Here is a 21,864-nt window from a genome sequence, read left to right on the forward strand (position 1 = left end):
CGTGCGCTGGTTCAGAGCGCGCTCTTTTCCGGGAAGGTGCGCATCAGCCATCCATGCGCGGAGCTGCCTGCGACCGGATTGCGTACCAGCGGCAGCAATGGCGACTCGCACTCGCGCAGTATCGTCGCATCATCGACCACCAGTCCCATCCGCAACAGAGCCAGGCCGGAAGGCAATACGGCCGGCGGCAAATACTCGCGGAAACCGTAGTGCTCGAACACGCTGTACAGGAAGGGCTCGCAGGCGATGAGTCCGAACTGGATGCCGTGTTCGTGGGCGTGACGGTAGGTTTCCTCCACCAGCGCATCGACCACGTCCTTGGCGCGCCGCTCGGCCTGCACCGCGAAACGCGTGCATACCGCCACCCGTTCCAGCGGCCAGCTGCGCGCGAATCTATCGATCTGGAACAAGCTGCCGTATTCGACCTGCACCGCCGGCGAGCCGAAGTCGTGCAGGCGCAAGGTGGCGACGGCCTTCCGGCCTTCCTCGACGACCACGATCGTGCCGCTGGCGTCCAGTCCGTCCGAGACGCGGCGGCTGTGCTGCTTGTCGTTTCTCCCCTGCTCTTGGAAATACACCTCGCGGCGCAGCCTCTGCACGTCCCCCAGCGGCTCTCCCGGCTGGATGCGCCGTACCCGCAAGGCTTCGCCCCGCGACGGCCTGGACACGCGCGGCGGCTCACGGCCCGCCAGGTCGTAGCCGCCGGTCAACGCGGGGATGGGTACAAGGTTGTCGTTCACCGCAAATCCTGGAAACAGAAGAAACGAGCTTCTGTTCACAGTTACGCAAACATCGGGCCAACCCTGAATAGCGTGTTTTGGCCGTGCGTCTTGCCACCCTGGCCGGTTATCGGCGACAGGTCATGCCTGGCAAAGCGAGGGAGTGACGCGATGCGTCAGTAACAAGCCCCTCCCTTGCGAAGCAGGGGAGGGGGCAAGAGCACTACGCTGGCTCGTCGGGGATCAGCGCGCTTTCCAGCCGGGAGATGCAGTCCTTCAGCCACAGCTTGCGCTTCTTCAGGCGCTTGATGGAGATCTCGTCGGCCTGGATGTCGGCGATCAGGCGATCGATTTCGGCGTCGAGGCTGCGGTGCTCGAGCTTGAGCTCGGACACGCGGCGGGTGATTTCGGAAAGGCTCAAGGGTTCCACGCGGCCAGCGTACACCGCAGGCCCGGCGCGCGTCACCGCGGACGCGGCCGGTACAATGGGGCACTCGATGACCACCGTAAGCCCCCTTCCTTCCCCGTTGCGCGATCCCGCTCCCCGCCTTGCCGCAGGGATCGACGGCAAGCGCGCGCTGCGCTTGCGTCGGCAGGTCGGCCAGGCCATCGCCGACTACGGCATGATCGAAGCCGGCGACAAGGTCATGGTCTGCCTGTCGGGCGGCAAGGACAGCTACACGCTGCTGGATGTGCTGCTGCAATTGCAGAAGAAGGCGCCGGTGGAATTCGAGCTGGTCGCCGTGCACCTGGACCAGAAACAGCCCGGCTACGACCCTGCCGTGCTGCCCGGCTACCTGAAGCGCATCGGCGTGCCTTTCCAGATCATCGAACAGGACACCTATTCGGTGGTCAGCCGGGTGATTCCGGAAGGGCGGACGATGTGTTCGTTGTGTTCGCGGCTGCGGCGCGGTGCGCTGTATGCGCATGCCGATGCGCATGGCTTCACCAAGATCGCACTGGGCCATCACCGCGACGACATGGTGGCCACGTTCTTCCTCAACCTGTTCTTCCACGCCAAACTCAGCGCCATGCCGCCGAAGCTGCTCAGCGACGACGGCCGGCATGTGGTGATCCGCCCGCTGGCCTATGTCAGCGAAGCGGAGATCGCGGCGCATGCCGAAGCGATGGCCTTCCCCATCATCCCCTGCGACCTGTGCGGTTCGCAGGACAACCTGCAGCGCAAGCAGGTGCAGAAGATGATGGCGGCATGGGAAGCCGAAACACCCGGGCGCATCGATCAGATCGCGCGTGCGCTGGCGCGGGTGGAACCCTCGCAGCTGGCGGATCCTGCATTGTTCGATTTCCTTGGATTGTCCTCAAAAAACAAAGTCGTCATCCCGGTGCAAGCCGGGGCCCAAGCATCACCGCACGCATAGTTGGGTCCCGGCGTTCGCCGGGATGACGACCTTGAAACTCATTCTTTACTTTTCTTGCTGATTTCTTCTTACCGGATACCTGATGTTCTTTCGCAACCTGACCCTGTTCCGCTTCCCCACCACTCTCGATTTCTCCCAGCTCGACAGCCTGCTCGCCGAAGTGCCGCTGAAGCCGGTCGGCGCGCTGGAACTCTCCTCGCGTGGTTTCGTCTCGCCGTTCGGCCGCGATTCGGAAGAATTCTCGCACCGCATCGGCAACTCCATCTGGCTGACCGTCGGCGGCGAAGACAGGCTGCTGCCCGCCACCGTGGTCAACGACCTGCTGGGGAAGAAGCTGGCCGAAATCGAGCAGAAGGAAGGCCGCAAACCCGGCGGACGCACCCGCAAACGCATCAAGGAAGACCTGGTGCACGAGCTGCTTCCGCGCGCCTTCGTGCGGCCCTCGCGCACCGACGCGCTGCTGGACCTGGAGCATGGCTTCGTGGCCGTGGACAGTTCCTCGCGCAAGAGCGCCGAGAACGTGGTGTCCGAAATCCGCCATGCGATGGGCAGCTTCCCCGCGTTGCCGCTGAACGCAGAAGTGGCTCCGCGCTCCATCCTGACCGGCTGGATCGCCGGCGAACCGCTGCCCGAAGGCCTGGCCCTGGGCGAAGAATGCGAGATGAAGGACGCGATGGACGGCGGTGCGGTGGTCAAGTGCCAGAACCAGGATCTGCAGAGCGACGAGATAGCCAAACACCTGGAAGCGGGCAAACAGGTCACCAAACTGGCCCTGACTCTGGACGACCATCTGTCCTTCGTACTCGGCGAAGACCTGATCATCCGCAAGCTCAAGTTCCTGGACGGCGCAGTGGACCAGTTGGAGAACACCGAACGCGAGGACCTGCGCGCCGAACTGGACGCGCGTTTCGCGCTGATGAGCGGCGAAGTTAAGCGCCTGTTCGCGGTGCTGGAGAAGTCGTTGAAATTGAGCAGGGTGGAAAGCTGAGTGTCCGGTGTTAGGGCCAGGAATCGGCATAGCCATATCTGGAACTGATCCCATCGAATGCTGCCAAACCGGGATCATCGCCTTGACTTAATCTTATTGCCAGGACCACGTTGGGCTAACAAAAAAATGGGGGTAATTCATGAAGGCGTTCGTGAAGACATCCTTACTACTCGCGTTGCTGGTGCCAGGCATGGCTCTGGCCAGTACGCCACCGCAACCCCTAGAGTTGCCGAAAGAAATGACGATCACCGGGTCCAAGTTCATCGTACGGTGCTCGGATGAAGCCTTCAGCAAAGCCACCAATCCGCGTGTCCTGGCTATCCGGTGTCAGGAAATGCTGGCAGCTTGGCGCCAGGAAGCGGCCTGGCGTCAGGGGCTTGCGCGTGGCGAAAGCGGGCTTGTTAGCAGGGATATAATCCCGACTCTCGCGATTCGCGGTATTCCTGCCTATCCTCCCCCCGCTGAGTGCGGCTGGCATTGCGACGATCGGCGACTGTCGGACGTACCCAACGTGATCGTTTGACGAATGGGCATCGGGTTCGTGGAACGTGACTTACCTTTCTCAAATAAGGAACGCCCGTGATTAAGCTGAAGACCCTAGCAGTGATCTCGCTTCTGTCGCCCGCGCTAGCCATGGCGGCTGAAGGACTTCCGTCAAGCATGCTTGTCGTGCCCGGAATCATGACTGCCGCCGGCGAGCGCTTCGCGTCTCAATGCAGTGATGAGGCGTTTGCCGTCGCCCCCAGCAGCCAGAAGCTAGCCAACAGATGCGACAGGCTGCTGGCGCGCTGGCATGCGGAGGCGGCCCAGCGCATTGCACGGCGGGCCAACCCTCGTATCGAAAAAATCATGGTCGCAAATACTGCGGAAGGTGCGCATCTGCCTTTCGATACCGTGGCTATGCTACGCAGCGATCCGTTCGCCGGCTTTGGCTCGGCCCGGTAACTGCGCCAACATCACGCCAGGGACACAAAGGCCCCTCATTGCGATGGGGACGTTCCGGCCCCGATCAGAACGACATCAAAGAAGCCCCGCTCAGTTGCGGGGCTTTCTTTTTCAATCGGCCATAATCTGTCCCATGCCCTTGCACCGTTTTCGCATACTGCTCCCGCGATCCGTGAAACGCGATGTGATTTTCCTGGACCTCCCGGGGCGTAGCCCGATAGAAATACAGCGCGTGCGCGATCCGCGCGCCAAGCGCATCAAACTGAGCGTGGACGAGCGCGGCGCGCGGCTGACTCTGCCTGCACGCGCCAGCCTGGTGTCCGGCGAGCGCTTCCTGCAAGAGCACCGTCACTGGTTGTTGGCGCAGCTGGAGAAATACGCTACCAGCGACGCATCGCCCGCGCTGGTACGCGGCACCACCGACCGCCTGCCCCTGCGTGGAGAACAGGTGCCGTTGCATTGGCGCGAAGGACGCTACACGCGGCTCACGCGCGAGTCCGACGGCCTGCATTTCCATGCTCCTGCCAAGGACGCCTCCGCCAGGACCGGCGACGCCGCCTTGCGGCGCACGCTGCGCGAGTTCTACGAAGCCGAGGCGCGGGCCGACATGGGTCGCTGGTTGCCGAAATACCTGCCCGGCCTGCCGCGCGCGCCGGCCCGGCTGCGCCTGAAGGTCATGTCGTCCCAATGGGGCTCGCTGAGCCCCGACGGTTCGCTGGCGATGGACCTATCGCTGGTACTGGGACGGCCTTCGGCATTCGAATACGTGCTGGTGCACGAACTCTGTCACCTGATCCACGCCGATCATTCGCCCAGGTTCTGGCATGAAGTGGAATCACGCTTCCCGGCCTGGCGCGACGAACGCGAATACTTCCATGCCCAAGGCCGTCAGCTGAAAGCAAGCCTGCGCGCGCTGGTTTCCACACAACGCTGATGCTGAAGTAGGTCGGGGCTACGCCCCCGACACACGGAAACCCTGCCTGCGCACGTCGGGGCGTAGCCCCGACCTACGGGCCGAAGAATCCGCCAATGGCACGTGCCACTTCGATCGGCGCTTCCATGTGCAGATGGTGTATCCCCGGCAACACGACCAGCTCGCCGTGCGGCAACAATGCGGCACGGTCGCTGCGCAAGGGTTCGGGCAGGTAGGTCTGGGGCGGATCGGCGAAAATCACCCGTACCGGGCATTCGATGCCGGCGATCAATTGCCGCACCTGCGCTTCGGTCATGCGCTGCAGCGCGGGCAGGGTGAGGCGCGGATCGCTGCTCCAGACGAAACCGCCTTCCACCGGCGCCACGCCGCGCTCCACCAGCAATCGCGCACTCGCTTCGCTGAGCTGGTTGGCCTGCATGCGCGCGCGCACCGGCGCGGCCAGGTCGGGGAAGACGCGCAGCTTCTTCGACGGCAACGCGCGCGCCGCGGCCACGCCGTCGCGCAAGCGTTGCACGGTACGTTCGGGCGCTTCGGCCAGTGCTCCCAACGCTTCGATGGCGACCAGCCGCAGCACCCGCTGCGGCAACGACGCGGCCAGGATGCTGCCGATACCCGCGCCCATGGAATGCCCCAGCAGCGCGAAGCGTTCCCAGCCCAGGCGGTCGGCCACGTCCAGCACGGCGTTCACCGTGACCAGCAGGTTGTAGTCCGCGCCGGACGGCAGATGCGCGCTGCGGCCGTGGCCCGGCAGATCCAGCATCACCAGGTCCAGCTGCGGAAGTTGTGCGGCCAAAGGCAGGAAACTGGCGGCGTTGTCGAGCCAGCCATGCAAGGCCAGCACTTTGGTTCCGTTCGGGGTACCGCTGCGCAGGCAGGTAATGCGCCCCAGCGGAACGTCGAACGCGATCTCCCGCGCGGTCATCCGTTCACCGCGCGCCGCGCCAGCTCCACCAGGGCATCGGCATGCGCGGCCGAGTCGTTGAGGCAAGGGATGTAGCGGAGCTCGCCACCTTTTTCGGCGAAACCTTCGGCGTACTGCATCGCCACTTCTTCCAGCGTTTCCAGGCAGTCGACCGCGAAGCCGGGGCAGACCACGTCAATCCGGCGTACGCCGCGCGCGGCCATTTCCTCCAAAGTCCTGTCGGTGGCCGGCGAAAGCCAGCGCTCCTTGCCGAAGCGCGACTGGTAGGTCAGCGTCCACTCGGCCGGCGACAGCCCCAGCGCGGTAGCGATCGCCTGCACGCTGGCGGCGCAACGCTGCGGGTAGGGATCGCCCAGGTCGGCGATGCGCTGCGGCAGGCCGTGGAAGGAAAACAGCAGATGCTCGCCGCGACCGTGCTGTTGCCGCCAACGGGCGATGGAGTCGGCCACCGCGGCGACCCAGCGCGGATCGGTCGAGTAGTCGTCGATGAAGGCGACCGGCATGCCTGCCGCTTCCCGCTTCACCACGTCTTCTATCGAAGCGGTGGTGGTGCTGGAGTACTGCGGATACAGCGGCAGCACCACGATTTTGTCGAATCCCTGCGCACGCAAGCCGGGCAGCAGGCCCTTCAGCGCGGGCTTGCCGTAGCGCATCGCCGCAGCGACTCGCCATTGCGGAAGCCGCGCCTGCATCGCCGCGGCCAGACGCTGCGTGTGAACGGCCAACGGCGAGCCTTCCGGCAGCCAGATCTTGGCGTACTTGGCCGCCGCTTTCGGGCCGCGCAGGGGCAGGATCACGAAGTGCAGCAAGGGGCACCAGATCCAGCGGGTCAGCTGGACCACGCGCGGGTCGTGGAGGAATTCGGCCAGATATCGCCGCACCGCCTTGGCGGTGGGTGCGTCCGGAGTGCCTAGATTGGCGACCACCAGGGCGATCCTGGATGGGCTTTCGGGGATTTCGGGCATCGGCACATGATGACAGATGGGTTTGCGGGTTCGCGCGCCAAGGGTCTTTGTAGCGCCGAGCTTGCTCGGCTGCCCTTGGCGGAGAAGCAAAAGCAGCCGAGCAAGCTCGGCTGTACAAGGCAAAAACTCATCGACGATTCACGCTGCCGCGTCTAGGCTCGGGGTTCTAGGCTGCACTATCAAGGCCTTAGCGCGCGTTCCTGTTGCGCCACATCGCCAACGAATCCACTTCGGGAGTCAACCATGTCCGTCCTTCGCCCCCTACGAGGATCGCGTCTTCCGCGTCTGGCCCTGCTGCTGGCAATCGGCGCATTCGCCGGCCAGGCACTGGCCGGGACCGAGGAGGACAAGCGCGCCACCGATGCGGTGCGCGTGCTCAGCGAGATCCAGAAGATCCCCGAGCAAGGCATCCCCGACAAACTGCTCGACGAAGGCCGCGCGGTGGTGGTGATTCCCGACACGCTCAAGGTCGGCCTGGTCATCGGCGGACGCCGCGGCCACGGTCTGATGTCGGTGAAGAGCCCCGACGGCAGCTGGTCGCAGCCGGTGTTCGTCAAACTCACCGGCGGCAGCATCGGCTTCCAGGCCGGCGTGCAGTCTTCCGACGTGGTGCTGGTGTTCCGCAACGACCGCAATCTGGAAAACATCGTCAACGGCAAGATCACCCTGGGCGCCGATGCCGGCGTGGCCGCCGGTCCGGTCGGCCGCAACGCCTCGGCTTCCACCGACGGCCAGTTGAAGGCGGAAATCTGGTCGTGGTCGCGCGCGCGCGGACTGTTCGCCGGCGTGGCCCTGGACGGCGCGGTGCTGCAGATCGACGACGACGCCAACGTGGCGGTATACGGCAGCGCGGCCACCCCGCGCGCTATCTTCGAAAGCCGCGCCGGCATTCCTTCCGACGCCGTGGTCGGTTTCCGCGACCAGCTGGAGGAAGCCACCGCCATCGCCCGCGCCGCGCGCCGCGACGAGCCCTCCGAACCGTCGGCCCCGATGGCCGCGCCGGTCACCGTCACCGGCTCGTCGGCTTCCCAGCCGGAAGTCTCCCAACCGCAGCCCGCCACCACCGAAGCCCAGCCACAGGGCTTCCAGCCCGTGGCCGATGGCGAAATCCGCAGCGAGCCGCTGCCGACCACGCCGTAAAGCGATTGCGGGCCGGTTTCGCAGTCCCCGACCCGCAAGCTGCGTTATCCTGACGTCCCTCATTTTTTCGGCGAGCGCACCATGGGCGGTTTGAGCATCTGGCATTGGATCATCGTGCTGGTGGTGGTGTTGCTGGTTTTCGGCACCAAGCGCCTGCGCAACGCCGGGCAAGACCTGGGCGAAGCGGTCAAGGGTTTCAAGAAGGGCATGAAGGACGAGGACAAGCCCAACGGCCAGTTGGGCGACGAATCCCGCGACGAGGGCACGCGGTCCAAAGACGCCAGCGAGTCGAAGGAACGCGACCGCGACGCGCGCTGATTCCGCGGACGCAGGCCTATAGAGGCTAAACCCGGTCATGTTCGGCATCAGCGGCGGCGAGCTGTTCTTCATCGCCATCATCGCCTTGATCGTGCTCGGCCCCGAGCGACTGCCCAAGGTCGCGCGCATGGCCGGCATGTGGGTGCGCCGCGCGCGCAACCAGTGGGATTCGGTGAAGGACGAATTGGAACGCGAGCTGGCCGCCGAGGAACTCAAGCGCAGTCTGCACGACGCGAAATCGGCCTTGCAGGATACCGAGCAGCGGATCCGCGACAGCGGCGCCGAAGCGCGGCGCGAGTTCGAGCAGATGCGGGCTTCGGTGCAGGAACCGAACGGTTCGGCCGATGCGCCCGCGCCAACTTCCGATGAGGCCGCTTCCGATGAGCCGGCATCCCCGTCGAAACCCCAGGAAGGGCAGAGCGATGAACCGCGCAACGCCTGATTCCGACTCCGAATCCAGCCTGCTCAGCCATCTGATCGAGCTGCGCACGCGGCTGATGCGCGGGCTGGCCGGGGTATTCGTGGTGCTGCTGGGCTTGCTTCCCTTCACCAGCAAGCTCTACAACTGGATCGCCGAACCGCTGATCGCGCGCCTGCCGGCAGGCCAGTCGATGATCGCCACCGATCCGGCCGGCGGTTTCATCGCGCCGGTGAAGCTGGCGTTCTTCGTGGCGCTGTTCGTCGCCGCGCCCTGGCTGCTGTACCAGGCGTGGGCGTTCGTGGCGCCGGGCCTGTACCAGCGCGAGAAACGCCTGGCCGTTCCCTTGTTGGGCTCGGCGGTGATCCTGTTCTATGCGGGCTGCGCTTTCGCCTACTTCCTGGTCCTGCCGTCGCTGTTCAAGTTCGTCATCAACTTCACTCCTGAGGTCATTTCGGTCACCCCGGACGCCAGCGCGTATCTGGATTTCGTGCTGGTGATCTTCCTGGCCTTCGGCGCGAGCTTCGAGCTGCCAGTGGCGCTGGTGATCCTGGTGCTGCTGGGCTGGGTGACGCCGGAGCAGCTGAAGGAAGCGCGCGGCTACGCGCTGGTCGGCATCTTCGTGCTGGCGGCGGTCATCACCCCGCCGGATGTCGTCTCGCAATTATTGCTGGCCATCCCGATGTACCTGCTGTACGAAGCCGGCATCATCGCCTCGAAATGGATCACCCCACGCGAACCGAAAGAATCGTAGGTCGGGGCTACGCCCCCGACGCACGCAATAATTCGGATCTCCACTGCTCGTCGGCCACGTAGGGCCGACCTACGTCACGATCATTTGAATCAGGCTTCCAGATGCGTCGGCATCGCCGCCGGATCGACCGCTGCGCCGTCGCCCAGCATCTGCCGCCACGCGTAATAAGCAGCACCAGCCAGCACCGGCATCAAGATGCCCATCAGCAGCAGGTTGGAAACCCAGATCCCGGCCGTTGGACCGGCAACCAGCTGCACCAGCATCGCCAGCAACTGGATACCGATCGCCAACATCACGAAGGCGATGGCCAGCAGCACGTAGAACACCAGCATCGCCAGCAGGTTGTGCAGGCAGGCGCGCAGACTGTCGCGCATGGCCACGAAACCGCTGCGTCCGCCGAACACGATGCCCGGCACCGCCACAAAAGTGATCAGAATGACCGCGACGACCGCAGCGATCAGCGCCAGCACCCACAGCAACATGCGGCCCACCGGAAGGGTGCGCACCAGTTCCGGATCCGGCTGCCCGCCGGACTGCGTGGTCTGCTCCAGCTTGGCGATCACTTCGGCCAGATGCTGCAGCTCGGTCGGTCCAATCATCACGTACAACAGCAGGCCCAGTATCAGCGCAGCGGCTATCTGTGGCATCAAGGTGCTGAGCAGTGCAAGGGCATGTTCGCCGCGCACTTCACGGAACAAGTGCGCAGGCGTCACCGGCTTGCCCTGGTCGGCGTCGTGCACCGCCCACAACATGCCCGCGAACAGGAACGGACCCAGCAGCGCCAGGCCGAACTGCAGCAGCAAGCCCAGCGTGCTGTTGACCACCATTGCCTGCAGCGGCAGCAAAGTCAGCAGCCCCCAGATCACGCCCAGCAGCCCCAGCGCCAGTGGCGCCTTGCGAATCAGGGCGAATGCGCCCAGCAGCCATTCCGCGCCTGCACCTGCAGGCACCTTGTTGATCGTCGACATCCAGGGTTTTCCGATGTTCTTGTGGGGGATCGTGTGTGGTCGTGGTCGTCTCAGCGCGCGTGCAAACCGCGCGCATGCTTGACGAAGCGCCGCAATAGTTTGCGCGCCTGCGGCGCCGCCGTCACGTCGCGGGCGATGGTAGTGGGACAGCGGCCGGCTTTCTTCAACTCTTCGCCGCGGAATGCCACGTACCCGCGCATGTGGTGCGTGGCGAATTCAGGATGGAACTGCACGCCCCAGGCCCGGTCGCGCCAGCGGAAAGCGTGGCAATCGTCCTGTTCGGAACGGGCCAGCACCGTGGCTTCTTCAGGCGGGCGCAACACCGTTTGCACGTGAGTGGCATGCGCCGGAAAGGTTAGCGGCAGGCCCGAGAACAGCGGATCGTCCTGGGCCGGCGGATGCAGGTCGATGCGCACCGTGCCCGATTCGCGCCCGGCCGGGTTGTCGGCCACCTCGCCGCCGAGCGCATGCGCCAGCAACTGGTGCCCGTAGCAGATGCCCAGCAGCGACATGCCGTCATGGGCGGCATCGCGCAGCCAGTCGGCGCTGCGCTCGCTCCAGTCGGCGCGGTCGGTGACCATGGCCGCCGAACCGGTGACGATGACGCCGGCGAAACCTTCGCGCCGCGGCAATACGCCGCCCTGTTCCACATTCACCACCACCGCCTCGCTGGCTTCCAGGCCGGCGGCCACGCGGATCCAGTGCGGAAAGCGGCCGTAGCGGCGCAGCCGGGTGGCGGGTTGTCCGGTTTCGACGATCAGGAAAGGGGCTTTGTGCAGGGTGTTCACGGGCAAAAACGAGGCCGGTCAGAAGCTTGCGCGCTTATACTAGCCCGCTTTTCCGCAGTGCAATAAAAAGGCCATGACAGGACCCACGTTCCAGGGCTTGATCCAGACCCTCAACAGCTACTGGGCAGCCCAGGGCTGCGTGCTGATCCAGCCGCTGGACATCGAAGTCGGCGCCGGCACCTTCCACCCCGCCACCTTCCTGCGCGCCCTCGGCCCGGAGCCGTGGAGCGCCGCCTACGTGCAGCCCTGCCGCCGCCCCACCGACGGCCGCTACGGCGAAAACCCCAACCGCCTGCAGCACTACTACCAGTACCAGGTGGCGATGAAGCCCAACCCCGACAACATCCAGGAGCTGTACCTGGACTCGTTGAAGGCGCTGGGCATCGACCCGCGCGTGCACGACCTGCGCTTCGTCGAGGACAACTGGGAATCGCCCACCCTGGGCGCCTGGGGCCTGGGCTGGGAAGTCTGGTTGAACGGCATGGAAGTCACCCAGTTCACCTATTTCCAGCAGGCCGGCGGCCTGGAATGCCGGCCGGTGCTGGGCGAAATCACCTACGGGCTGGAACGCCTGTGCATGTATCTGCAGAACGTGGACAACGTCTACGACCTGGTCTGGACCGAAGGCCCGCAGGGCGTGGTCACTTACGGCGACGTCTACCACCAGAACGAAGTCGAGCAGAGCACCTACAACTTCGAAGTGGCCGACGTGGCCGAACTGTTCCACCGCTTCGACGCCTGCGAGGCCGAGTCGCAGAAGCTGGTCGAAGCCGGCCTGCCGCTGCCTGCCTACGAACAGGTATGCAAAGCCAGTCACTGCTTCAACCTGCTCGACGCGCGACGCGCGATCTCCGTCACCGAACGCCAGCGCTACATCCTGCGCGTGCGCAAGCTGGCGCAGGCGGTGGCCGAGGCCTACTACGCGCAGCGCGAGAAGCTGGGCTTCCCCGGCCTCAAGACAAAGCACGCTGCGTGACCGCAACGTCTTCCGCCGTCAGTGCCACGTTGGTCGCGTTCCTGTTCGCGATCTTCGTGGCGCATTGGGCCCAGAACACGCGCCGCAATACTCTGCTTTGGTTCCTGTTCGGCTTCGTGCTGCCGCCCGTCGCCGGACTGGTACTGCTATGGAAGAACAGCAAGCAGAATCGGATTCCGCCCAGACTTGAGGATCCCGGCCGGGCCGATCTGATTGCCACGCGCAAGGACGTCCTATGATCCTCATCGGCATGTTCGATTCGCCCTATGTGCGGCGCGTCGCCATCGCCATGACTTTGCTCGGGCTGGAGTTCGAGCACCGCAACTGGTCGGTCGGCAAGGACTTCGACCGCATCCGCGACTACAGCCCGATCGGCCGCGTGCCCGCGCTGGTGCTGGACTCGGGCGAAGTGCTGGCCGAATCGGCGTTGATCCTGGATTATCTGGACAGCCTGGCCGGCCCGCAACGCGCATTGCTGCCCACCGAAGGCGGCGCGCGGCGCCAGTCGCTGCGTCTGATCGGCCTGGCCACCGGCGCAGTCGACAAGGGCATCACGATGGTGATGGAGCGCGTGTTCCGCCCGGAAGAAAAACGCCACGCGCCGTGGACAGACCGTTGCCGCGCGCAAGCGGAAGGCGCACTGGCCGAGCTGGAAAAGCACTGCGCCCAACGCAACGGACAATGGCTGGTGGGCGACACGATGACGCTGGCCGACATCACCCTGGGCTGCAACGGGACCTACCTGCGTGAAGCGGTGCCGCTGGATCTTTCCGTCTACCCGCACCTCGAGGCGCACGTGAACCGTTGCGAGGCGCTGCCGGTGTTCGCGCGCTTCCACGTTCCCTTCGATGCGCCCACTCCCGCTCCGTTGCCATGAAGGAACGCCTGACGCCCCATCATGCCTTGGCCGCGCTGGCCCGCAGCGAAGGCAACCTGCCCTTCGTGGAGTTGCTCGCCCACGGCACGCTGTCGGTGGAGATGTACCGCCCGGTGGGTCAGGACCTGCAGACGCCGCATACGCGCGATGAGGTCTACGTAGTGGTGTCGGGCATTGGCGAGTTCGTCAACGGCGGGCAGCGCAAACCTTTCGAGCCTGGCGAGCTGCTGTTCGTACCCGCCGGCGTCGAACACCGTTTCGAGAATTTCAGCGACGACTTCGCCACCTGGGTGATCTTCTACGGCCCAGAAGGCGGCGAAAAATCAAAAGCCCTCTCCCATCGGGAGAGGGGTTGGGGTGAGGGTACGGCGAAGTCCAGATGCTTGTATGACATGGACTCCGCCGCACCCTCTTCCACCCTACGAGCACCCCGTATCAATTACGGGGCAGGCTCTTCTCCCCAAAAGAGAAGGGAACCACTACCAAGGTTTTTGAAATGAGCGAAACGAAACCCCTACTGATCGAACTAGGCACCGAAGAACTCCCGGTCAAGGCCCTGCCCGGCCTGGCCCAGGCGTTCTTCGAAGGCGTCATCGACGCGCTGCAGAAGCGCGGCATCGATTTCGACCGCACCGACGCCAAGCCGCTGTACACGCCGCGCCGCCTGGCCGTGCTGCTGCCTGCGGTTTCGGTGGAACAGCCGGAACAGAGTTCGGAAGTGCTGGGTCCGTATCTCAACATCGCACTCGATGCCGAAGGCCAGCCGACCAAGGCCCTGCAGGGTTTCGCGGCCAAGGCCGGCATCGACTGGTCGCAGCTGGAACGCACTACCGACGGCAAGGGCGAGCGTTTCGTGCATCGCTCCAACAAACCGGGCGCAAAGACCGCTGACCTGTTGGCCGACATCGTGCGCGAGTCGCTGGCGGCCATGCCGATTCCAAAACCGATGCGCTGGGGCGACCACGATTATGCGTTCGCGCGGCCGGTGCATTGGCTGGTGATGCTGCTGGGCAAGGACGTGGTGGATGCCGAAGTGCTGGGCGTGCGCAGCGACCGCATGAGCCGCGGCCACCGTTTCGAACACGACAAGCCGGTGTGGATCAATAACCCAGGCGATTACGTGGATGCACTGCGCGGCGCGCATGTGCTGGTGGACGCGGACGAGCGCCGCGCGCGCATCGCACAGCAAGTGCGGGAAGCGGCCGCCAAGGCCGGCGGCGATGCGCGCATCACCGAGGACAATCTGGAGCAGGTGAACTGCCTGGTGGAATGGCCGTCGGCGGTGCTGTGCGGTTTCGAACCGGAATTCCTGGCGGTGCCGCAGGAAGCGTTGATCGCGACCATGGAAGCCAACCAGAAGTTCTTCCCGGTGCTGGACCACGGCGGCAAGCTGACCGAACGCTTCATCGGCATCGCCAATATCGAATCGCAGGACGTGCGCGAGGTCAGCAAGGGATATGAGCGGGTGATACGTCCGCGTTTCTCCGATGCGAAGTTTTTCTTCGACGAAGACTTGAAGCAAGGACTGGTGTCGATGGGCGATGGCCTGAAGACAGTCACCTATCAAGCCAAACTGGGCTCGGTCGCCGACAAGGTAGCGCGAGTGGCTGCGCTGGCCGAGACGATTGCCAAAGAAGTAGGTGCCGATCCGGTCCTCGCTCGGCGTGCGGCGGAGCTGTCCAAGAATGACCTGCAGTCGCGTATGGTCAATGAGTTTCCAGAACTGCAGGGCATCGCGGGGCGGCACTACGCAAACGTTGCGGGTGAACCGAGCGAGATCGCGCTGGCGATCGACGAGTCCTATCAGCCGCGCTTTGCGGGCGATGACATCGCGTTGTCTCCAGTCGGCAAGGTGCTGGCTATTGCGGAACGGCTGGATACGTTGGCCGGTGGCTTTGCGGCTGGCCTGAAGCCGACCGGTAATAAAGATCCGTTCGCGTTGCGGCGTAATGCGCTGGGATTTGCGCGAACGGTTATTGAGAGCGGATTGGAGCTTGATCTTGTTGCTTTGCTCGAAAATGCAACAGCATCCGCCAAAAAAGCCATGCAGAAGGCCAGTGACGGATCGGTGCTTGTTGGCACGAATAGCGTATCTTTCGGACGGCCAGTTGACGTAGATGTGGTTGAACTCTACGACTTCATCCTCGACCGTCTCCGCGGCTACTACGCCGAGAAGGGAGCGCCAGCCTCGCACTTCAACGCCGTGGCCGAATTGCGTCCGCATTCGCTGTACGACTTCGACACCCGCCTGGACGCCATCGGCCAGTTCGCTACGCTGCCGGAGGCCGAAGCACTGGCCGCCGCCAACAAGCGCATCAACAACATCCTGAAGAAAGCCGACATCGAAATCCCGCACGCCATCGACCGCAGCCTGCTCAACGATCCGGCCGAAAGCGCGCTGGCCGAAGCGGTGGAAGCGGCCCTGGGCGACACCGACGAAGCTTTGCACCACCACGACTACATCCGCGTGCTCAGCCGGCTGGCGCTGCTGCGTCCGCAGGTGGATGCGTTCTTCGATAGCGTGATGGTGAATGTGGAGGATCCCACAGTGCGCGCCAACCGCCTGGCTCTGCTCAAGCGCTTGGCCGACCGCTTCCGCGCTGTTGCTGCAATCGAGCATCTATCCAGCTAACTACGTCCTTTTGCCTTGCGCTACGAGAACGAGAAAGAGAGCAACAACCCACGGATGCCATTGCAAAGGCAGAAGCGGTCCGAGAACACGGCCGCTAAATTCACAATCTGCGACGATGCCTCTTCGCCTGCCCTCTCCCGCCGCGCAAGCGCGTCGACCTCTCCCACGAGGGGAGAGGTGGTAATTGTGGCCTGCTCGATATTATTCGTTGATTCCCCCTTCTCCCCTTGTGGGAGAAGGTGCCCGTAGGGCGGACGCTGCGAAGCAAGCACCCTTGGGGTGTGAGGGGAGCGAGCGTAGCGAGTGCTGTTGGTTCTGCGCGAAGATCAAGATGGATCCCAGCTTGCGCTGGGATGACGTCTGATACTAAGTCGTTCGTCCGTGTTTTCCACCCCACGACTCACACAACCGCAGCCCCACGGCCCGCACAAATGTGCCATCGGCCTCACCCTCGGTTAACCCCATTCCGCGCCCGCCCGGTATCCTGTGGCGCATGCGCTCATCCCCCCTGCTCGCCGCCGCCGTTCTGCTCACCATCGTCGGCCAGGCGCAGGCAGCTTCCACCATCGACAAGGTCGAAGTCCGCGGCCTGAACCCGGACAACGAAGTCGAAGCGTTGATGATCGAGAACATCAATGTGGCCCTGTCGCTGAACGACATCATCGGCCGCCGCCAGGGCGAATCGCGACTGGAATACCTGATGACCGAAGCCAAGGCCGAAGCGCGCGAAGCGCTGGAGCCGTTCGGTTACTACTCGCCCGAGATCAGCGTGGACGCCGCACGTCCGGGCGGCGAGGACGAGCACATCACCGTGGTCGTCAACGTGGCCAAAGGCGAGCCGGTGCGCGTGCGGCACTCGGACCTGAGCATCGAAGGCGCCGGCGGCAGCGACCGCTACCTCAAGGAAGACCTGGCCGCGTTCCGTCCACAGGTCGGCGATATCTTCGACCACACCACCTACGAAACCAGCAAGACCCAGATCGTGCGCCGGTTGGCCGACCGCGGTTACTTCGACGCCGACTTCATCCATCGCCGGGTGGAAGTGACGCGTGCCGAACGCGCCGCCGATATCGACCTGACCTGGGCCAGCGGCATCCGCTACGACATGGGCCCGACCACTTTCCACCAGACCAAGTTCCGGCCCGGCCTGCTGGACAAGCTGGTGTATTGGGAAGAAGGCAGCTATTTCCACCAGGGCAAGCTGGACCGCCTGCGCGAATCGCTGGTCGGCCTGGACTACTTCAACAACATCGACATCCAGGCCAAGCCCGAGAACGCGGTGGAAGGCCGCGTGCCGATCGACGTCAACCTCACCCTGGCCAAGCGCGACGTCTACACCACCGGTATCAGCTACGGCACCGAAAGCGGCGCCGGCGTGCGCTTCGGCCTGGACCGGCGCTATGTGAATTCGCGCGGCCACAAACTGTCCACGCAACTGGACTACGCGCAGAAGCGCAAGAGCTTCGTCACCCAGTACCGCATTCCGGCGTTCAAATATCTAGACGGCTGGTACACGGTGGCCCTGCAGGCCTACGACGAGCAGACCGACTACATAGACACACGCCTGCTCAAGTTCAGCGCCAGCCGCAGCGGCGAGATCAATGAGAAGCTGACCGCCATCGCCTCGTTGAACACCGTGCGCGAACGCTGGGCCTACAGCGTCGCCGACGACGGCGGCGGCGCGCTGGCGCCGGTCACCTACCGCTACGCGACCTTCACTTATCCCGAACTCTCGGCCGACTACGTGGATGTCGATAACCGGGCATTCCCGCGCGCCGGCATCGCCGGGTCGGTGACCGTGCGCGGCGGGCTGGAAGGCGCGGGCTCCGACGCCAACTTCGCGCAGGCGCATGTGCAGGCGCGCTGGTTCAAGGGCATCGGCGCCAGCGACCGCTTCATCCTGCGCGGCGAAGTGGGGCACACCTTTACCGATGCGCTCAACGCCATGCCGCCCAGCCTGCGCTACTACGCCGGCGGCGACCGCAGCATCCGCGGTTACCAGTACCGCGAAGTCGGTCCTCAGGTGGAGACCGACAAGGGCAAGTTCTCCGTCGGCGCCAAGAACGTGGTGACCGCCAGCGCGGAATACGAGCATTACTTCAATGGCAGCTGGGGCGGAGCCGTGTTCGTCGACAGCGGCAGTGCGTTCGACGGCACGGACGATTTCGACTGGCGCACGGGCGTAGGCGTGGGCGTGCGCTGGAAGTCGCCGGTGGGCGCCGTCCGCATCGATCTGGCCCATGGACTGAACGATCCCGATTCCTCCTTCACCATCGGTCTGGGCATAGGAGCGGAGTTCTAATGGTTTTTCGCCGCAAACCGGTAGTGGACGACGTATCGCCGGAAGAGCGCGACGCACGTATCGCCGAACTGCGCGCCAAACGGCGCGCGCGCATGCGCGTGCTGGCCATCCGCAGCGGCATAGCGTCGGTGGCGATGCTGGTACTGCTGGTCATCGCGCTGTACTGGCTGGTGCAGACCGTGGCCGGACGCGATGTGCTGTTGAGCCAGATCATCGCGCGCCTGCCGGCCGGCTCTTCCTTCACTTGGAAGAAAGCGGAGGGGCCGCTTGCCGGTCCGCTGACGCTGCATGGAGTGGACTTCCGCTACGAGAAGATCCATTTCACCGCCGAACGCGTGTACCTGGATCCGGATCTGCGGCCTCTGCTGGGCAAGCGCCTGCGTCTGGACGCGCTGCAACTGACCCATGCGACGCTGGACATTCCCAAGAGCGACGAACCCTTCAAGCTGCCCACCTGGCCCGAGTTGCTGCCGCAGATCGAAATGCCGCTGGCCATCCAGGCCGACGACATGGCGATCGACGGTTTGCGCATCACCCAGAGCACGCAGCCGTTGATCGACATCCGGAACGCACGCGGTGGCATCGATATCGGTGACGGCTATTTCAAAGCGGAGAAGCTGGCGATCGACAGCGATCGCGGGCGCATCGACATCAACGGCGGTTACGAGCCGCGCAACGGCTACGCCACCGATGTGGTGGCGACGGCGGTGTTTCCGGCATCGCTGGGCCGCACGCCTGCACGCTTGGGATTGGTGGCTCGCGGCAACCGCAAGAGCATGGACATGGGCCTGGCCGGCAACGCGCCTGCGCCGGTGCGGGTGACGTTGGGCGTGCGCGGCGAAGAGAATCCCACCTGGAGCTTCAGCGGCAAGACCGAATCGCTGGATCTGGCGCTGCTGGGAATCGTCGAAGACAGCATGCCGCTGGCCTTCGACCTGAAAGCCAAAGGCGCCGGCGGCGGCGCCGACCTGCAGGGCCGCATCGCGCAGGGCGATTTCGTCGCGGTCATCGAACCTTCGAAAATCCGCATCGCCGACGAAGTGCTGACCGTGGAACCACTGGCGGTGCGCGCCTTCGACGGATTGACCACGCTGCGCGGGCGCGCCGACTTCAAGGACCCGGAAAATCCGGTGTTCAAGTTCTCGGCCAATGCGCGTGGATTGCGCTGGGGCCAGGATGCGCAGACGCAAATCGGCGCAGACGCCGACCTGGGTATCGCCGGTCGAATGAAGGCATGGGCGGCGATCGGAAAGGCTACGTTGGTGCGCGAGAAACAGAAGGCCACGGTCGATTTCGACGGCCGTGGCGACGGCGAACAGCTGGTGCTGCACAAACTGCAGGCGAAGATGCCGACCGGCACGCTGGATGCCACCGGCACCGTGGGCTGGGAACCGGCGCTGCGCTGGGATCTGGGCGCGAAGCTGGCCGGTTTCGATCCGGGTTATTTCCTGGCCGACTGGAAAGGCAACGTGTCCGGCGATCTGGCCAGCAAAGGCCAGGCACGCGAAACCGGCGGCTTCGATGCCACGCTGGACGTGCCCAAGCTGGGCGGCAGTCTGCGCGGACGCAAGCTGGACGGCCGCGGCAAGTTCGCGCTGCACGGCGACCAGGGCGAAGGTGAACTGGCGCTCTCTCTCGGCAACAGTCGCGTCGAAGCCAAGGGCAAGGTCGGCGACAAACTCGACATAGACGCCAAGCTGCAGCCTCTGCATCTGGACGATCTGCTGCCGGATGCCAACGGCAGCATCGCCGGCACCCTGAAGCTGACCGGCGCGCGCAACGCGCCCAACGTGGATGCCGATCTCACCGGCAGCGGTCTGAAGTGGAGCGGCTACAGCGCCGATGCGCTCAGTGTGCGCGGACGCCTGCCGTGGGCCGGTAGCGGTGGCGAACTGGCAGTGCGCGGTTCGGCGGTCGACGTCGGCATGGTTCTGGACAGCGTGCGTCTGGACGCGCGCGGTGCGGTGGAAAACCTGCATTTCGACGGCGACGCCAATAACTCCATGGGCTCGGTGTCGCTGGCCGGCACCGCGCTGAAGCGCGGCGCCAACTGGCAGGGCAGCCTGGATGCCTTGCAGCTGACGCCATCGAAGGGCAGCAGTTGGCGCTTGCAGCAAGCCCCGCGCTATGCGCAGAACGGCTCCGCGTTCACGCTTTCCCCCGCATGCCTGGCCGCCAGCGGCGGCGGCGCGCTGTGCGCGCAAGCCAACTGGCCGAAGCAGGGAATACAGGTGCATGCCGACGCCCTGCCGCTGACCCTGGTGCAGCCGTGGCTGCCGCCGAACAATGGCCGGCCGCTCACTCTGCGCGGAGAAATCAAGCTGGAAGGGTCGGTGAAACCGGCCAGCAAAGCTTGGGTGGGCGAACTGCACCTGAGCTCGCTCGATGGCGGCCTGAAGCTGGGCAACAACGCGCGCGGCGAGATCGTGCGCTACGACAACTTCACCCTGGACGCCGACTTCAATCCGCAGACCATCAAGGGCCGGCTGGGCACCGGTTTCAAGGGCGACGGTTTCGTCGATGCGACCATCGCCACCGGCTGGGACGAATTCGCGCCGCTCAAAGGCGACATCTATTTCCACAACTCGCGCCTGTTCTGGATGGAGCTATTCTCGCCCGACCTGGTGCGCCCTACCGGCAAGCTGCAGGGGCATGTCGGGCTGGCAGGCACGCGCGGCACGCCGGCGCTGAGCGGCGACGCCCATCTCACCGAGTTCAAGGGCGAGCTGCCTTCGCTGGGCATCACCCTGACCGACGGCATCGCCAATCTGGACGCGCAAGCCGACGGCAGCGCGCGCATCGACGGCACGCTGAAATCGGTGTCCTCCACCGGCGGCACCGTCAACGGCGGCACCTTGAGCGTGGATGGCACCCTGGATTGGAAAGTGGAAGGGTCGCCGCTGCAGTTCAACATCCGCGGCAATAATTTCCTGGTGGCCGACACTACCGAGCTGCAGGCGGTCGCTTCGCCCGACCTGCAGGTCGGCTTCGCCAACAACACCATCCAGGTACGCGGCAAGGTAGTCGTGCCTTCTGCCACCATCGATGTGGAGAAACTCGACGACGGCGTATCGGTTTCCGAGGACGTGGTGGTGCTGGATCCAGCGGACCCTGAGCGCACGCCCAGTTCGCGCCTGGAACTGGACATGGCCATCACCCTGGGCGACGCGGTGAAACTCAACGGCTACGGCCTGGAGGGTACGCTGGCTGGCACCATGAACGTGCGCTCGCGCCAGGGCCGCGAAATGGCCGCCACCGGCCGGCTCGATGTCGATGGCCGCTATACCGCCTACGGACAGAAGCTGCGGATCACCCGCGGCGAGCTGGTGTGGAGCAACAACGCCGTCTCCGACCCGCGCATCAACATCCGCGCCGAACGCGAAGTGGTCAGCGCCGGCGTCACCGCCGGTATCGACGTCACCGGCCGCGCAAGCAGCCCCAAGGCCACCGTCTGGTCGAACCCGTCGATGGACGAATCGGCGGCGCTGGCCTACCTGGTGCTGGGACGTTCGTTGAACACCGCCAGCACCGATGAAACCCAGAAGATCAACGCCGCCTCCACTGCGCTCAGCGCCGGCGCCGGCCTGCTGGCCTCGCAGCTGGGCGCCAAGATCGGCCTGGACGATGCGGGCGTGCTGGAATCGCGCACGCTGGGCGGCTCGGTGTTCGGCGTGGGCAAGTATCTGTCGCCCAAACTCTACGTGAGCTATGGCGTATCGATGGTGGGCGGCGGTTCGGCGATCACGCTGAAGTACCTGTTGCGCAAGGGGTTCGATGCGGAAATAGAATCGAGCACGGTGGAAACGCGCGGCTCGTTGAACTGGCGCAAGGAAAAGTAG

At 64.7% G+C, this 21,864-nt stretch carries 22 protein-coding genes; 16 read left to right on the forward strand and 6 right to left on the reverse strand.

Translation table 11 applies throughout. From position 1 onward, the window contains the following. Positions 1 to 11: 11 nt before the first annotated feature. Positions 12 to 740 (reverse strand): N-acyl amino acid synthase FeeM domain-containing protein, encoded by a 729-nt coding sequence (locus tag BLR66_RS15600; protein ID WP_176943912.1) that lies wholly within the window; start codon positions 738 to 740, stop codon positions 12 to 14. A 202-nt stretch (positions 741 to 942) separates the two neighbouring features. Beyond that, positions 943 to 1,149, reverse strand: a complete 207-nt coding sequence (locus BLR66_RS19255; protein ID WP_176943948.1) for a YdcH family protein — start codon at positions 1,147 to 1,149, stop codon at positions 943 to 945. A gap of 67 nt (positions 1,150 to 1,216) precedes the next feature. Between BLR66_RS19255 and ttcA the strand changes: the two genes are divergently transcribed. The 5 genes from ttcA to BLR66_RS15630 all read left to right on the forward strand — a co-directional run bounded on the left by ttcA (position 1,217) and on the right by BLR66_RS15630 (position 4,965). Further along, the gene (gene ttcA / locus BLR66_RS15610) at positions 1,217 to 2,098 is read left to right on the forward strand and encodes a tRNA 2-thiocytidine(32) synthetase TtcA (RefSeq protein WP_093289132.1); all 882 of its coding nucleotides are present in this window, start codon (positions 1,217 to 1,219) and stop codon (positions 2,096 to 2,098) included. Positions 2,099 to 2,180: 82 nt separating this feature from the next. Next, complete coding sequence (locus BLR66_RS15615) at positions 2,181 to 3,086, forward strand: recombination-associated protein RdgC (protein WP_093289135.1); 906 nt, start codon at positions 2,181 to 2,183, stop codon at positions 3,084 to 3,086. A 139-nt stretch (positions 3,087 to 3,225) separates the two neighbouring features. Next, on the forward strand, positions 3,226 to 3,609 hold the full coding sequence (locus tag BLR66_RS15620; protein ID WP_093289138.1) for a hypothetical protein: 384 nt from the start codon (positions 3,226 to 3,228) through the stop codon (positions 3,607 to 3,609). Between the two features lie 56 nt (positions 3,610 to 3,665). After that, positions 3,666 to 4,031: a hypothetical protein gene (locus BLR66_RS15625; protein WP_093289141.1), complete on the forward strand. Its 366-nt coding sequence runs from the start codon at positions 3,666 to 3,668 to the stop codon at positions 4,029 to 4,031. Between the two features lie 133 nt (positions 4,032 to 4,164). After that, complete coding sequence (locus BLR66_RS15630; RefSeq protein WP_093289144.1) at positions 4,165 to 4,965, forward strand: M48 family metallopeptidase; 801 nt, start codon at positions 4,165 to 4,167, stop codon at positions 4,963 to 4,965. A gap of 73 nt (positions 4,966 to 5,038) precedes the next feature. On the opposite strand, the gene BLR66_RS15635 is transcribed toward BLR66_RS15630, so the two are convergent. Then, positions 5,039 to 5,887, reverse strand: a complete 849-nt coding sequence (locus BLR66_RS15635) for an alpha/beta fold hydrolase (protein ID WP_093289147.1) — start codon at positions 5,885 to 5,887, stop codon at positions 5,039 to 5,041. After that, positions 5,884 to 6,852 (reverse strand): ferrochelatase, encoded by a 969-nt coding sequence (hemH, locus tag BLR66_RS15640; RefSeq protein WP_093289150.1) that lies wholly within the window; start codon positions 6,850 to 6,852, stop codon positions 5,884 to 5,886. The genes BLR66_RS15635 and hemH overlap by 4 nt, the downstream gene beginning before the upstream one ends. Before the next feature lie 243 nt (positions 6,853 to 7,095). Here hemH and BLR66_RS15645 point away from each other — a divergent pair, with 243 nt between their 5' ends. The 4 genes from BLR66_RS15645 (at position 7,096) to tatC (ending at position 9,482) form a co-directional block, all read left to right on the forward strand. Continuing rightward, complete coding sequence (locus tag BLR66_RS15645) at positions 7,096 to 7,992, forward strand: lipid-binding SYLF domain-containing protein (RefSeq protein ID WP_093289153.1); 897 nt, start codon at positions 7,096 to 7,098, stop codon at positions 7,990 to 7,992. Between the two features lie 81 nt (positions 7,993 to 8,073). Next, the gene (gene tatA / locus BLR66_RS15650; RefSeq protein ID WP_093289156.1) at positions 8,074 to 8,310 is read left to right on the forward strand and encodes a Sec-independent protein translocase subunit TatA; all 237 of its coding nucleotides are present in this window, start codon (positions 8,074 to 8,076) and stop codon (positions 8,308 to 8,310) included. Positions 8,311 to 8,347: 37 nt separating this feature from the next. Continuing rightward, complete coding sequence (tatB, locus tag BLR66_RS15655; RefSeq protein WP_093289159.1) at positions 8,348 to 8,752, forward strand: Sec-independent protein translocase protein TatB; 405 nt, start codon at positions 8,348 to 8,350, stop codon at positions 8,750 to 8,752. Then, positions 8,733 to 9,482 (forward strand): twin-arginine translocase subunit TatC, encoded by a 750-nt coding sequence (gene tatC / locus BLR66_RS15660; protein WP_255402687.1) that lies wholly within the window; start codon positions 8,733 to 8,735, stop codon positions 9,480 to 9,482. Before tatB ends, tatC begins: the two co-directional genes overlap by 20 nt. Before the next feature lie 89 nt (positions 9,483 to 9,571). On the opposite strand, the gene BLR66_RS15665 is transcribed toward tatC, so the two are convergent. Both BLR66_RS15665 and BLR66_RS15670 read right to left on the reverse strand, forming a co-directional pair. After that, the gene (locus tag BLR66_RS15665) at positions 9,572 to 10,450 is read right to left on the reverse strand and encodes a BPSS1780 family membrane protein (protein ID WP_093289165.1); all 879 of its coding nucleotides are present in this window, start codon (positions 10,448 to 10,450) and stop codon (positions 9,572 to 9,574) included. Positions 10,451 to 10,500: 50 nt separating this feature from the next. After that, positions 10,501 to 11,229, reverse strand: a complete 729-nt coding sequence (locus tag BLR66_RS15670; RefSeq protein ID WP_093289895.1) for a glutamine amidotransferase — start codon at positions 11,227 to 11,229, stop codon at positions 10,501 to 10,503. Positions 11,230 to 11,311: 82 nt separating this feature from the next. On the opposite strand from BLR66_RS15670, the gene glyQ reads away from it, so the two are divergent. From glyQ to BLR66_RS15705, 7 genes are all read left to right on the forward strand, one after another. Beyond that, a complete protein-coding gene (glyQ, locus tag BLR66_RS15675) occupies positions 11,312 to 12,214 on the forward strand; it encodes a glycine--tRNA ligase subunit alpha (RefSeq protein ID WP_093289168.1) in 903 nt (300 codons plus the stop codon). Further along, positions 12,211 to 12,453, forward strand: coding sequence for a hypothetical protein (locus BLR66_RS15680; RefSeq protein WP_093289171.1), 243 nt, complete (start codon positions 12,211 to 12,213; stop codon positions 12,451 to 12,453). Before glyQ ends, BLR66_RS15680 begins: the two co-directional genes overlap by 4 nt. Beyond that, positions 12,450 to 13,091 (forward strand): glutathione S-transferase family protein, encoded by a 642-nt coding sequence (locus BLR66_RS15685; RefSeq protein WP_093289173.1) that lies wholly within the window; start codon positions 12,450 to 12,452, stop codon positions 13,089 to 13,091. The genes BLR66_RS15680 and BLR66_RS15685 overlap by 4 nt, the downstream gene beginning before the upstream one ends. Continuing rightward, a complete protein-coding gene (locus BLR66_RS15690) occupies positions 13,088 to 13,591 on the forward strand; it encodes a cupin domain-containing protein (protein WP_093289176.1) in 504 nt (167 codons plus the stop codon). The genes BLR66_RS15685 and BLR66_RS15690 overlap by 4 nt, the downstream gene beginning before the upstream one ends. Then, a complete protein-coding gene (gene glyS, locus BLR66_RS15695; RefSeq protein WP_093289179.1) occupies positions 13,588 to 15,723 on the forward strand; it encodes a glycine--tRNA ligase subunit beta in 2,136 nt (711 codons plus the stop codon). Before BLR66_RS15690 ends, glyS begins: the two co-directional genes overlap by 4 nt. A gap of 493 nt (positions 15,724 to 16,216) precedes the next feature. After that, positions 16,217 to 18,025 carry an autotransporter assembly complex protein TamA gene (locus BLR66_RS15700; protein WP_093289182.1) on the forward strand — a complete coding sequence of 603 codons (1,809 nt, stop codon included), beginning with the start codon at positions 16,217 to 16,219 and terminating at the stop codon, positions 18,023 to 18,025. After that, positions 18,025 to 21,864: a translocation/assembly module TamB domain-containing protein gene (locus BLR66_RS15705; protein WP_255402688.1), complete on the forward strand. Its 3,840-nt coding sequence runs from the start codon at positions 18,025 to 18,027 to the stop codon at positions 21,862 to 21,864. Before BLR66_RS15700 ends, BLR66_RS15705 begins: the two co-directional genes overlap by 1 nt.

The organism is Pseudoxanthomonas sp. CF125, from assembly GCF_900104085.1.
Classification (GTDB): domain Bacteria; phylum Pseudomonadota; class Gammaproteobacteria; order Xanthomonadales; family Xanthomonadaceae; genus Pseudoxanthomonas_A.